Source organism: Pseudomonas sp. Pme6b, assembly GCF_058129925.1.
Map to the genome: position 1 here is coordinate 3588578 of NZ_CM176704.1, position 13463 is coordinate 3602040.

Here is a 13463-nt window from a genome sequence, read left to right on the forward strand (position 1 = left end):
TCCTCTCAAAGGTTGGAGTCTCCGAGAAACCCGGGGCGGTTCAAGATCGAGTACTGCAAAGCGCAGACACGCGCCAAGGTCGAGCATCCGTTTCGGGTCATCAAGCGCCAGTTTGGTTACGTGAAAGTACGCTTTCGTGGGCTGATGAAAAACACGGCCCAACTGACCACGCTGTTCGCCCTGTCGAACCTGTGGATGGCTCGAAAGCGACTAATGGGTTTGGGTGAGTTGCGCGCTTAACACGGAAAACCGAGCGAAAAACGCGCTCGACTCACACTGCATCAGACCGTTTTCAGAAAAATAGCGCTATGTGCCTGGCAAATTACGGCTTGCCACCGCTGCGCGGCAAGTTGATCGGAGCATCCCTAGCTCTACGTCAATCCGGCTGGCGGTGTGTGCAAATACGTAAGTGCGCAGGCCCGACAAGGCCGACTCAAAGAGCATGACCCCGGCAAGACCAATTGCAATGACATCAAGCGTTGTCAGGCCGTGATGAACCAACACTTTGTCCATCACTACTTGAAAGAACAGAGGGGTGATCAGCGAGAAAATCTGCAGAACGAAGGAGACCAGCATCACTTCGCCCAGCAACTTCCGGTATTTGACAATAGCGGGAATGAACCAGGTGAAATCGAAACTAGAGGACTCGCCAGGGGTGCCAGCTTCAGAACGAATGAGCAACAACTGGCCAGTCCAGCGCGCCTGTAACGCCTCGAAAGTCACCACTTCAGGGCGCTGAGCCAGTGGGTCGTGAATCAATGCCTTGCCTTGATCAAGGCGCGCAATGATAAAGAACCCACCGTTATTGTCCGCGGCGATGGCAGGAAGGGGTGTGCGGTCCAGACGCTCCGTGATGGTCTTCGCAGCCTTGGCTTTCAAGCCGAGCTTGCGGGCCGCAAGTAACAGGCTGTCTTGCGACAGGCACTGGTCGGGGCTGCCAAACTCATGGGCAAGTTGTTCTGGCGAAGCGGCCACCTGATGGAAGCGCGCAAGCATGACCAGCGAGGCCAGTCCGGTGTCGAGGCGAGGGGCATTGCCAGGCGTCCGAGCGCTCATTTCCGAATCATTCATAGTGCTTCCCTGCCGACCTGCCACTGGTAGGCAAATCTGATCAATTTACTGATTAAATTAATTGTAAAAGGCCACTTCAATGGATATGCCACTGGCATAACCGACGGATTCAGCCCTCGACTGCGTTAACTAAACGACATTACGAATATCAAACTCCTGGCGGCAGAAAATCGCGGGCAGGGTCGTAGTCTTGCTTCAGGTATAACGCAAGTGCTTTCAAGTCATCAGGATTGAGAGTGCCAGCAGCCTGTTTAAGCTTGAGGTTGTCGAGAATGTAGTCATACCGGGCATTGTTGTAATCACGAACTGCGGCATACAACTGACGCTGGGCATTGAGCACGTCGGCGATGTTGCGCGACCCCACATCAACGCCGACCTGATTGGCTTCCACGGATTTCTGACCGGAAACGATGCTTTGGCGTCGGGCTGCAATCTGCTCTATGCCCGTATTGATGCCGCGAAACGCATTACGCGTATTCAGCACCACTTCGCGGCGGCGGTCTTCCTGTTCGTCCTGGCTCTGATAAAGACGCTCGGTGGACTCCTTGATCTGGGAGTTGGTCATTCCGCCCGAGTAAAGAGGGATATTGAGTTCAATGCCGATGCTACTTTGGGCAACATTGTCGCGATAGCCGTTAGCACCGAAGTCAGTCGGGTTGCTGTAGCCAAAGCTGTCGTTATCACCTTTGCGATAAGAAGCAACAGCGTCAACCGTGGGGGCATGCCCGGCCTTACGCTGATTAAGCGTTTGCTCGGCAGCACTGACTGCACGCTCGCTGGCTTGCAGCTCAAGATTCTGTCGCACGGCAACGTCGACCCAGGCTCGGGGGTCATTGGGTACGGGAGCCTCAACCGGCATCTGATGCTTCATGCCTGCAATTGACGTGTAGCTGTGCTTGGTCAGGCGTTCCAGCGCTTCATAGGCATCATCTACTTTCCGCTGCACCAGTTGCCGGTTGGCGCGAGCATTGTCATAGGCGGCTTGAGCGTCATACACGTCAGTGATGCTTGAAGCACCATCCTCTAGACGCCCTTGAGCCTGGTCGCGCTGGCGCAACAGCGCAGCCTCTTCCGCCTGAGCGGCTGCGAAAGCGTCCAGTTGGCGCAGTGTTTCGAAGTAGGCCTGGGCAGCAGTCAGCAGCAGGTTTTGCTCTTTAGCGGACAGCTCAAGCTCGGCCTGATCCACGCTCGATTGCGCAGCCTTCAATTGAAACCAGCGATCAATGCGGAACAACGGCTGACTGAGATTCGCACGAAACGTTGTGCCACTTCGCTCACGGCTCAAGGAAGGCTCGTCCCGCTCCAGACGGGTGACTTCAGACGTTGCCCCGGCGGTCAGATTCGGCAGCAGGCCTGCCCGAGCCTGAGGCACTGCTTCGCGTTGCGCCTTGTACGCATGACGTGCGGCAGACAATTGCGCATCGTTGAAAAAGGCGGCTCTATAAACATCTAAAAGATCCGCATGCTGCTTAAGCAGACCCTGACGGTCATGAGCAAGGCACTGATCGTCTGGCACATTGACAGTGGCAGGCGCTGCAAACGAGGGAGCCAGCGCAACGGCGAGGAAGAACAGCAAGACCACTCTGAGGGCATGAAGATACACTGCGCATCCTTGCAGTAGCATATTGACATCAAAAAAGAGGGAGATACTAGAACGCCATCATGATCGCGTCAAATAATTGTATCGACCGTGTATCCGATTTGTTGAACTTATTTTAATAAGCCGACTTCGCGTCACCCGGAAGCCCCCTTCGGATTGATCAGGCTCCACTCTCCCCACCCTTGCGACCGCGCACGCAGGGCCTTGCCAGCACGCTTGCGCCGTATTCCATCCACCCTTCAGCAAGGGCCGTCATCGCGGGCCCAAGCCCACGTGCTTTTTCCGTTATCTGGTAATCAACGCGGGGTGGCACCTGGGCGAACACCGTCCGGGTGATCAGACCGTCCATTTCAAGTTCGCGCAACTGCGCCGTCAACATATGTTGAGTGACACCGGGAATGGCTTTTCGCAATTCACCGAAACGGTACACACGCTGATTGAGCAACCACATGATTTCAAGTTTCCACTTACCCGAAAGCAGTGCAAACGCGCGGCGCATTTCTTCATGCATATTAATAATGGCAGGTTCATTAGTCTGCTTTTCCATACTAAGTCCTATTCATTCACCCTACTTGCGGACGGCCATGTTGGACGACACTCTTGCACACCGTCGATAACAACTATTTGCCAGGAATACTTCATGAATGAATCCACACCTTACTGGATCAGTACGGCCCTGCTTTGCCTGCTGTATCTGGCCTCTGCAGGCCTTTACCTGTTTAAAAGCGAATGGACCCGCACCGCGCTTGCCGGTCTCGGTTATCCGGGCTATCTGGTCCCTGTGCTCGCTGCACTGAAACTTCTCGCGGTGGCGGCAATACTGTCGCGCATCAACGTGGGCCTGAGCGATCTTGCGTATGCAGGCGTGTTCTACCACTTGCTGTTATCCGCGCTGGCTTATATCGGCATGCGTCAACCGCAAGGCGCCCTGCCCGCTGCAGTAGGGCTGTTACTGTTGGCCTGCTCTTTCTTCACCCAGAATGCCGCGCGTGAGATACCTTCTGCCTATGGACAAATAACTGCGGTACAACCGCAGACTCGCGCGACACTGGGTTTGCCGCAGGTGCTGCCTGCCTGAGTGCCAGAACAGTCATCGGGTCAACAAGCATCCCGCAGCACAAGCGGGAGGCCTATCGAATCACTGTTGCCCGGACAACTTCATGATCATCCGTGACAGCAGATAGATCCGTGGCGCGACACTGCCCACCTCGGCGTACTCTTCAGGCGTATGAATGTTGCCACCGACGATGCCGAAACCATCCAGTGTTGGCGTTCCTACGCTGGCAGACAAACTTGAATCAGCCGCCCCGCCGCTGCCCTCGATGGTCAGGGTGCGCCCCAGTTCACCGTAGATGCCCTGTGCCATAGCGACCAAAGCATCGGACTGCGGGGTCTGCGGCATTGGCGGCAAGCCACGGACCAGACTGGTCTTGACCTCGGTGTCAGGCACCAGTTTGTTGGCCGACACCCTGGCCAGGTCCTGCTCGACGCGATCGAACTCCTCCGGCACTGCGGCACGCACGTCGGCCTTGGCGCTGGCCTGATCAGGAATCACGTTGGTGCGATCACCCGCCTTGAGCACGGTGAAGTTGACGGTGGTTTTCTTCTCCTCGTCGCCCAGTTTGCCGAGTTGCAGGATCTGATGCGCAACCTCGGTGGCAGCGTTACGCCCCAGTTCCGGCGCAACGCCCGCATGCGAGGCTTTGCCCTTGACTTCGACCAGTGCCGTCGCAGAACCCTTGCGCCACACCACCAGACCATCAGCAGGACGACCCGGCTCCAGATTGAGCGTGACATCGTGCTCTTTCGCTGTTTTCTTGATCAGCTCGGTAGCGACGCCTGAACCGGTTTCTTCGCTGGCGTCGAGCAACACTGTGATCTGTGCGTAGTCGGTGAATTTCAGGTTGTGCAGCACCTTCAGAGCATAGATAGCAGCAACGATGCCGCCCTTGTCATCCATCACACCAGGGCCATAGGCACGACCGTCCTTGATATGAAACGGACGCTCGGCCGCAGAGCCTTCCTTGAACACGGTATCCATGTGTGCCATCAGCAGAATCTTCGCCTTGCCGGTGCCTTTCAGGGTGGCGACTACATGATTGCTGGCCTCTGGTGTATTCGGAACGAGCTCGATGGTGGCACCGAGCTTTTTCAGTTCTTCAATCGCGATGTCACTGACTTTGGTCAGGCCCGGTACATACCCGGAGCCTGAATCGATGTTCACCAGACGCTCCAGCAGCTTCAAGGCTTCGTCCTTGTATTGCTCGGCATCGGCCTGGATCGCCTTGTGCGGTTCGGCCATGGCCGCTGGTGCCAGAGCTGTCAGCGCAAGCGCCAAAGCGAGATGAGCTGCCAGTGGCGAGCGGGAGAATGAGCGCATGTTGTTCCGTCCTTGTGTTTGGTTCGTCGAGGTTTTCAGGACCATACCTTACACAAACACCGGCCGTAATGAGTCAACTCGCGGTACGCCAGCGCTCGAACGTGTCAAACAGCAGCCCATACAGAATCGGGATCAACCCCAGCGTCACCAGTGTGCCCAACGCCAGCCCGCCCATGATCGTGATCGCCATACCCTCCCAGAGCGGGCCGGCAAAAAGCATCAGTGGGACCAAGCCGATGATGCAGGTCAGTTTGGTCATCACGATCGGCCGCAACCGCTTGATCGCTGCGTTGACCACCGCCTCACGAACCGACAGCCCGTGCCCGCGCTCAACCTCGATGCGTTCAAGCAATAACACCGCATTGTTGACAATAATGCCGGCCAGCGACAGCAGTCCAAAGGTCGCCATGAAGCCGAAGGGATATCCGGTGAGCACCAGGGCCAACGCCACGCCGATGAGCACAAAAGGCACACTGGAGATGACGATCAGCAACTTGCGAAACGAATTGAACTGCCACACGAACAACAGCAGCATCGCCACCAGCGCGTGCGGCATGTATTGCAGAAGCGCCTGGTTGGCTTCGGCCGAATCCTCTATTTCGCCACCCAGTTCGATGCGATACCCCGCTGGCATGTTGAGCGTCGCAATCTGTGGTGCCAGATGCTCAATGATCGAGGTGGCGGTCAACGACGGGTTGTGTCCGACGACAGTAATCGCACGCTCCAGGTTGCGGCGCTGAATGGTCGATGCCTCGGCCTGGGGCTCGACCGTCGCGATGGCGGACAACATCAGCGGTGCCGCCCCGGAAGCCGGGTAAATCAGCGTGCTGTCCAGATCATTGGCAGGCGTAATCGGTGTGCCCTGCTCACGAGCCACAATCGCCACAGCCGTTTCGCCATCCTGCAGCGATGACACAGACAGCCCGTTGTTCCTCAGTTGCAGGGCCTGAGCGATGTCCTGAGTGGAAACACCGGCATGCAGCGCCTTGTACTGACCGACGACTACGTCGTAACGCAGAAGCCGGGTACGCCAGTCATCGCGTACGTCCAGGGTTCCGGGCAATGCCGACAAGGCTTGCTCGATCTTGCGGGCAATATTTCGCAGCACTTTTTCGTCAGGACCAATGACCCGGTAGACCGCAATCCCGGCTTCGGTGGTGCCCATGGAAAACCGCTTGGGCTGCGCTTCGACTTCGGGGTGCTGAGTCAGGATGAAATGCCGGGTTCGCTCAATGACTGCATCGAGGTTGGCACCGTCACGCACGCTGACCGTGAAGTAGGCAATATTCGGCGCAGGCAGAGGCGGATTGAGACCCAGAACAATTCTCGGTCCGCCATTGGCGACATAGCCGATGCTGTGTTTGACGTCCTGATCGCTGCTCAGCCACTGACTGATATCGCGCACGGCCTGAGACGTGGCACGCGAGCTGCTGCCGGGTTCCAGCACCAGCGGAATCTGGAACTGCATGCGGTCGGACTTGGGCAGAAAGTCATAAGGCACCTGGGTCAGCACGACGACCGCAACTGTCAGCAATCCCAGCATGCTGGCGATGAAGATCAAGGAGTTATTCAGCAGACTCTCGATGACTTTTCGATAGCCTCGATAGAACACCGATGCATACTCATCGGCGTTGTCAGCCGCACCCGAGACTGCCGGTGCCTTGGCGAAGTAAAAGCATAACAGGGGCGTCACGGTGATGCTGAGCAGCCACGAGCTGATCAGCGTGGTGGCGAGCACAATCGCCAGCGAACGCAGGTATTCGTTAGTGCTGGTCTGCCCCAGAAAGAACGGCGAAAACGCCAGCACAATGACCAGTGACGAGGTCAGCAAAGGGATCATCAACGTGCGCCCGGCTTCCTCGCATGCCCGCCGTCGGTCCTCCCCGGCGTGCAGACGCCGCTCGATGTCCTCGGCGATGACAATGCCATTGTCCACCAGCAAGCCGAGGGCCAGGATGATCGCGGCAATCGACACCGTCTGCAGCTCGATCCCCAGCGAGCGCATGACCAGCAATGTACTCAGGATGGTCAGGGGCACAATCACCCCGACCACCAGGCCGGTACGCCAGCCCAGAAACAGCATGACCACACACATCACGATGACGACCGTTTCGGCCATGACGTGATACATCTTGTTCATTTCGTGCTGAACCACGCTGGACTGAAAAGTCACGATGTGCAGGGTAAAACCCGCTGGAAGTTGTTGTTCCAGCTCACCGAGCTTTTTGCGCAGAGCGGCACCGAACGTCTGGACATTGAGCCCGGGCTGCATCGAAACGGCCAGCACCACAGCATCCTGCCCTTGATAGATCGCTTCGGTTTCCGGCTGGTCGACAGGGCTCACCGATATTCGGGTCAGGTCATGCAACGCTACCATCTGTCCGCCAGGCAACTGCACGGGAAACTGACGAAGCTGATCCAGCGACAGCACCTCGCCGCTGACCGAGAGCGTGGTGCTCTGTTGCCCGATGACCGGGTTGCCTCCCGGCGCGATCAGGTTGCGGTTTTGCAATTGCTGGAGCAACTGTTGCGGCGAAAGCCCGGCTGCCGCCAAGGTCTGGTGATCGAAGTCGAGGTAGATTCGCTCGTCCTGCAGGCCATACAGCTCGACCTGATCGACACCCTTGAGCTCATAAAGCTGATTGCGCAGGCGTTTTATCGGCGCGCGCATCTCGCTCATGGTAAAACCCGGCGCCGTCAACGCAACGGAAGCCACTGCCACGCGACCGAAATCATCGTCCACAAAGGGCCCTTGGGTACCGGCCGGGAAAACGCCGTTCGTTTCGCTGACCTTCGCCCGGAGTCGTTGCCACAGCAGCCCCAGATCCTTGACGGTGTCATACGCCGTGACTTGCACAATCACCCGGCCTGGCTGGACCGTGGTGACAATGTTCTTGATCTCGGCCAGTTCACGGATGCGTTCTTCGAGTGGCCTGGCAAGCAGCTCTTCCGTCCGCTCGGTGGAGAGTCCTGGCAGGGATACGCTGACCAGTGCGTCGCGAACCGTAACCGAAGGCTCTTCCTGCGACGGAAACCCCAAAAAGGTCGCGACACCGGCCAGCAAAATCAGGAAGGCCGCAAACAGGGTCAGGCGGCTCGCGCTCATTGCGCGGTAGGTAAGACTCATTGCGTGCCCCCGGTCAAGCGTGTGCCAGGCTGAAACAGGGTGACGGTCTCGCCGTCCTGCAGGAAAGCCGCGCCGGCAGTAACCACTCGCTCCCCGACAGCCAGGCCGCTGGCGATCAGCGCCCGGCCATCTTTAACCGTACCCAGCGAAACAGAGCGCAGGGCGACTGTTCCGCCTGGCTGGTAAACAAAGACCTCGGCGGAGTTGCTGCCGGTGCCCATCCATAACGCCTGGACCGGGACCGACAAGGGCTGTGTACCGGTATCGGGATGCATCTGCACCAGCAGCGTGATGCCACTGGGCAATCTACTGGCAGGTCGCAGCACACGAAACACAGCCGTTCTGACCAGCCCGTCATCGGCACGGGGTGAGATGCCTTCAAGTGCCAGATCAAACCCTGAAGTGCCATCTGCCGTGCTTGAGGCTCTGGCCAGGTCACCAGGTTTGAGGGTTTCGGCAAGTGCTAGCGGAACAGCAGCCACCACCTCCTGCCCGGCAGCGGATTCGATGTCCAGCACCACTTGCCCGGCGGGCAACACGGTGCGCGGCTGTGCATGCCGCGCTACTACTCGCCCGGCAAAGGGTGCGATCAAACGGGTACGGTCCAGCTCGCGATGGGCCAGAGCCTGTTCGGCCTGGGCCCGGACCTGCTCGGCTTTGGCCTGCTCGCTGGATGCCAGGGCCGACTCGACCACACTCTGGGCGACACTGCCTGCCGCAAGCAGACGCTTCTGACGCTGATAATTAAGCTCACGTTCAACCGCCTGCGCTCTGGCCAGACGCAGACTGGCCAGAGCTTCTTGCAGACGCAGCTGCGCAGGCTGTAGGTCAATGCTGGCGAGCACCTGATCCTTTTCAACGGTATCGCCAATGTCGACCCGCAGCTCTGTCAAAGTGCCTGCCGATTCAAACGCCAGACTGGCGCGCTCCTGCTGCCGAACGGTGCCGATAAAGCGCACCGTGGTTCCCTCTCCTGCCCGTGCAGCTTCAACCTTGACGGCACGGACGGCCGAGACGCTGGCCGTATGCTTATCGCTGCACCCACTGACCATCAGGGCAATCATTACGATACTGCAAGCGTGTAAAACACATCGCTGTAGATCAGGAAACCCATCGGGATGTAATCGCATGGCAGGCTTCACCCCTTTAGAAGGCGTAGTTCAAGGCAATCAAACCGCTGCCTTCAGCATCGGTCTCGACCAGCGGGCTGCCGCGGGTCTGATCGGTGTAGTGAGTCACCCCGACGCTTGCAACGGTTGACCAGTGGGCATCAAAGGTGTGCTGCCAGGCGAGCGCAGCCGAGTAAGCGTAAATCCCGCTGTCTGCCGTGAATCTGGAAAAGCCGGTGCGCTGACTCTGGATCGGGCTCACACCGAAGTAGGTCTGGTTGTAACGGCCGTCACCGGCATGCGCATCGATATCCAGCGTCACCGTATCGGTCTGGCTGTGGTAGGCGATGCCCTCAAAACCCAAGCGGTAACGGTTGCCACGCTTTTCACCGGCCACACGCAGTTCGGCCTCGGCACTGGCCGACAACCATGGCGTGAGCTGTTGAGAGATCATGAAGTCGCCAACCGTTGCACCCTTGACGGTGCCCATCCCTATGAGCTCATTGGAACCAGGGCGGTTTGTACTGTTTTTCTCGGTACGGCCGAAATCGTAGTTGAGCGCTGCGCTGGCCCCGAACCCGGAATCCGACTGCCACTGCAGCCCCACTCCCCGTGCGGTATCCGCAAAAAAGATACCGCGCTGGACAGTGAGCATCGGCAACACCTGACTGCGGTATTCATCGGCCCCCATGTAGCGTGGCAGCACGGCCATGCCGAGGCCGAAATTGACGTTGAACCTGTCGCCGAAAATGGACTGGCTTTGCGTGGACGCGCTGTCCTGAGCACAGGCCTGACCGACCAGTGTCATGGCCACTGAGGCGATCAACACGCCTAGCGCAGGCTTGAGCAGTGCAGGACGAACGTGAGGACGAGCGATTTCAGGACTCATGGTGATACTCCGGTTTCATTCAGGATTGAGGTGGGGTTGTCGGTTCTGCGCCGCGAAGCACTCGAAACAGGTCGATCCGGTTTTGTTGCAGCTCATCGAGTGACTTGCGACCGGCTGCATCGGCTTCGGCGATACGGATGGTGGAGCCCAGCAATGCCGTGCGTTCGGTAGCACCGGCATTGAGTTCGAAGGACAGGCGGCGCACTTTTTCCTGGACCAGCGCTACGCGCTCTATCTCGTTGCGGACATGGCCCAGGGCCTGCTGACGACGGGTCAGCACACCGGCCATTTCACGGAAGGCGTTCTGAATGGCTTTTTCATACTCGGCGACCGCGATCTGCTGGCGCACATGCGCCAGATCCAGGTTGGCCTGATTACGCCCTCCGTCGAACAACGGCAGGTTCAGTTGCGGGGAGAACAGCCAGGCCGGGGTCTCGACCAGCGCGGCGGTCAGCGCCGGCGTATCCGGCGTGGTGGCTGGCAACACTGCCGAGTAGCCGGTGAGCAGCAGCAAAGCCTGGGAAGCATTCGCGTGATCGCTTAGCGCATCCTGCACCTGTTGCTGTGCAGTCAAGGTATCAAGGCGCTGCGCCATCAGATCGTCGAGTGAAATGGCACCCTGGCGCTGCTGCTCTTCGGCCGCCTTTACCAGCATCAGCCGGGCATCATGAACGGTCTGCGCATCCTGCTGCACGGCGGCGGCCAGACGCTCGGCCAGCCAGGCGCGAGCCACTTCGGCAACCAGCGCACTGCGCGCCGCCTGCTGGCCATACGTGCTGGCCAGATAATCATGCCGCGCGGCCTCGGACAGGCTGCGCACGCGCCCAAAAAAATCCAGCTCAAAGTCCGAGACGCCCACCGATGCGATGGAAAGGTCCTGGCCGTAACGCTCATCGGCAGCCGCATTATCGAAGTGTTGACGGTTACGCTGGACGCCTGCTGCAATCGTCGGGAAACGATCGGCACGGGTTATGCCGCGCATCGCCCTGGCTTCATCCACTCTCAGCACCGCCACGCGAAAATCGCGATTGAACGTCAGGGCTGATTGCAGCAGAACCCGCAGTTCACCCTTTGGCGACAGCTCGGCAGCCAGCGCTTCTTCGTCAGCGGTCAGCGCGATGGCAATGGACGCATCACCGGCCGGGACGACAGCAGACAACTGGTCTGCAGGAACCGGCAAGGCCGGGCGCTGATACTCGGGAATCAATGAGCAACCCGAAAAAACCAGGCTCAGCAGCATAGCCAGGCAACAGCATCCGAGGTTGCGGATACGCTTGGACAGCGGTGTACTCATCAGCATAGGATCTGTCCGCGACAGTGGGCTCTGGACGCAATCCTGAACGTCGACTTTCAATAAACCGTTCGTGAATTATCAAGATTTGATCAAGAGGCATTCTTGTGTCAGGAAAACGCATTCTGATCGTCGAAGACGATGCCGACAGCGCCAGCATTCTCGAGGCTTATCTGCGTCGTGACGGGTTCAGCGTAGGGCTGGCCGAAAACGGGCAGCGCGGTATCGATATGCATCGCCAGTGGAAACCCGACCTGATTCTGCTGGACGTCATGCTGCCGCTGGTCAGTGGTACGGACGTGCTGTCGGCAGTGCGCCGTTGCAGCGACACACCGGTGATCATGGTCACGGCCATGGGCGACGAACCGGAAAAGCTCGGCGCATTGCGCTACGGGGCTGACGATTACGTGGTCAAACCCTACAACCCCAAGGAAGTGGTGGCCCGTGTGCACGCGGTGCTGCGCCGCTCCCAGCAGAACGCCAGTAACGACCGCCATTTGCGTTACCAGAACCTGCTGGTGGACCTGAATGCAGTCACCGCCATCATTGAAGGACACGACGGCACAGACACACTGCTCGACCTGACACCCACCGAGTTCAAGATCCTTTCGACCTTGCTGAAAACACCCTCCAAAGCCTTCACCCGCGAAGAATTGCTGGAAATCTGCCTGCCCGACAGCGAGGCGCTGGCCAGGGTTGTCGATGCGCACGTGCACAATCTGCGTCGCAAACTCGAAATTCACGGCGTGGATAATGTGCTGGTGACAGTCCGCTCTGTCGGCTATCGATTCAGGTGAGCCTCATGCGACGTTTTTTCAGACACCGGCAGAAACCTTTATGGCACTGGGTCGGCATGCGCATGAGCATGCTGGCGGTCGGTGCGGTCATCGTGATCGCGTTCTGCATGTGGCTGCACGTCACAGTGTCTGACTGGCTCACACTGCAGGCAATGCCAGCCGATGTGCGCACGGAGTTCATACGATTGCAGGCCGAACCTGCCATGGACATGGTCAAGCTTCGCGAGCTGTTCTTCGAGTATTACCCGATCGAAAACCTGCTGCCGGGCATCGCCAACAAGGAATGGTGGGTATTGGCAGCGCTGGTGATGATGGCCATCCCTATCATCATCTTTTTCGGCTTTTTGTTCTCCCGCCCGCTTTCCAGCCAGTTCTCTTCGATTGCCAGAGGCGCACGTCAGGTCGCCCAGGGCGACTTCAAGACGCGCCTGCCCATGAGCGACAAAGACCCGGACGAGCTACAGGCGCTGGTCAGCGACTTCAATACCATGACCACCCAGCTAGGCCGTTACGAACTGGAGGTCAGCGAGTCCAGCGCGATGATCGCCCATTAACTGCGCACGCCACTGAACGCGGCCATGGGGCGCATTCAGGGCATGATCGATGAAGTGTTCCCGCGCGATCTGGCACAACTGGAAATGGTCCACCGCCAGCTCAACCAGTTGAACAAACTGGTGAGCGATCTGCACCTTCTCTCGCTGGCCAGCGCTGGCCAGCTGACCCTGGACAAGACGGTATTTTCCCTTGAGAAACTGGTGGCCGAACGCCTGAGCTGGTTTGCCGCACAGCTCGATCAAGCGGGCGTTGTCGTGACGATCGACATCCCCCAACGACTGACCGTCAACGCCGACCGTGACCGGATCGGCCAAGTGGTCAATATTCTCGTCGATAATGCGCTGCGCTACTCGGCGATGGGCGGTGAACTGCTGATTGTCGGCAGGGCCCGCGCACGGAGCATGGAACTGACCGTCTCCGACCGCGGGCCCGGCTTCGGCTCGGAAAACCTTGAGCAGGTGTTCGACCGTTTCTGGCGCGCCGAACGTTCGCGGGCGCGCTATTCGGGAGGCAGCGGCCTTGGCCTGTCCATCGCCCGGGCTATTTGCCTCGAGCATGACGGCACTATCGGGGTGCGCAACAGGCCTGGCGGCGGGTCGGTGATCCGCCTGGAAATCCCGGCCTGATCCTGCTGACCCGAACCT

At 58.7% G+C, this 13463-nt stretch carries 9 protein-coding genes and 3 pseudogenes; 4 read left to right on the forward strand and 8 right to left on the reverse strand.

Annotated elements, in window-relative coordinates:
* Window positions 1-42 precede the first annotated feature (42 nt).
* A pseudogene (locus tag AC4ANE_RS16210) lies at window positions 43-240 on the forward strand (transposase); the annotation flags it as partial.
* Between the two features lie 123 nt (window positions 241-363).
* On the opposite strand, the pseudogene AC4ANE_RS16215 reads toward AC4ANE_RS16210, so the two are convergent.
* The 3 genes and pseudogenes from AC4ANE_RS16215 to AC4ANE_RS16225 form a co-directional block, all read right to left on the reverse strand.
* Window positions 364-1071, reverse strand: a pseudogene (locus AC4ANE_RS16215) (cysteine peptidase family C39 domain-containing protein); the annotation flags it as partial.
* 148 nt (window positions 1072-1219) lie between these two features.
* Entirely contained in the window at window positions 1220-2695 is a 1476-nt protein-coding gene (locus AC4ANE_RS16220; RefSeq protein WP_080900737.1) for a TolC family outer membrane protein, read from the reverse strand.
* Between the two features lie 136 nt (window positions 2696-2831).
* A complete protein-coding gene (locus AC4ANE_RS16225; protein WP_031596659.1) occupies window positions 2832-3218 on the reverse strand; it encodes a winged helix-turn-helix transcriptional regulator in 387 nt (128 codons plus the stop codon).
* A gap of 93 nt (window positions 3219-3311) precedes the next feature.
* Between AC4ANE_RS16225 and AC4ANE_RS16230 the strand changes: the two genes are divergently transcribed.
* On the forward strand, window positions 3312-3749 hold the full coding sequence (locus AC4ANE_RS16230; RefSeq protein WP_032074460.1) for a DoxX family protein: 438 nt from the start codon (window positions 3312-3314) through the stop codon (window positions 3747-3749).
* A 60-nt stretch (window positions 3750-3809) separates the two neighbouring features.
* On the opposite strand, the gene AC4ANE_RS16235 is transcribed toward AC4ANE_RS16230, so the two are convergent.
* From AC4ANE_RS16235 to AC4ANE_RS16255, 5 genes are all read right to left on the reverse strand, one after another.
* A complete protein-coding gene (locus AC4ANE_RS16235) occupies window positions 3810-5051 on the reverse strand; it encodes a M20/M25/M40 family metallo-hydrolase (RefSeq protein ID WP_031596661.1) in 1242 nt (413 codons plus the stop codon).
* A 73-nt stretch (window positions 5052-5124) separates the two neighbouring features.
* Window positions 5125-8178 carry an efflux RND transporter permease subunit gene (locus AC4ANE_RS16240; protein WP_460408403.1) on the reverse strand — a complete coding sequence of 1018 codons (3054 nt, stop codon included), beginning with the start codon at window positions 8176-8178 and terminating at the stop codon, window positions 5125-5127.
* A complete protein-coding gene (locus tag AC4ANE_RS16245; protein WP_031596663.1) occupies window positions 8175-9242 on the reverse strand; it encodes an efflux RND transporter periplasmic adaptor subunit in 1068 nt (355 codons plus the stop codon). The genes AC4ANE_RS16240 and AC4ANE_RS16245 overlap by 4 nt, the downstream gene beginning before the upstream one ends.
* Window positions 9243-9324: 82 nt before the next feature.
* Window positions 9325-10176 carry a MipA/OmpV family protein gene (locus AC4ANE_RS16250; protein WP_004665610.1) on the reverse strand — a complete coding sequence of 284 codons (852 nt, stop codon included), beginning with the start codon at window positions 10174-10176 and terminating at the stop codon, window positions 9325-9327.
* Window positions 10177-10195: 19 nt separating this feature from the next.
* Window positions 10196-11476 carry a TolC family protein gene (locus AC4ANE_RS16255; protein ID WP_031596664.1) on the reverse strand — a complete coding sequence of 427 codons (1281 nt, stop codon included), beginning with the start codon at window positions 11474-11476 and terminating at the stop codon, window positions 10196-10198.
* Between the two features lie 98 nt (window positions 11477-11574).
* Between AC4ANE_RS16255 and AC4ANE_RS16260 the strand changes: the two genes are divergently transcribed.
* Window positions 11575-12264: a response regulator gene (locus AC4ANE_RS16260; RefSeq protein ID WP_004665612.1), complete on the forward strand. Its 690-nt coding sequence runs from the start codon at window positions 11575-11577 to the stop codon at window positions 12262-12264.
* A 5-nt stretch (window positions 12265-12269) separates the two neighbouring features.
* Window positions 12270-13445 (forward strand): annotated as a pseudogene (locus AC4ANE_RS16265) (sensor histidine kinase).
* The last annotated feature ends 18 nt before the right edge of the window (window positions 13446-13463 follow it).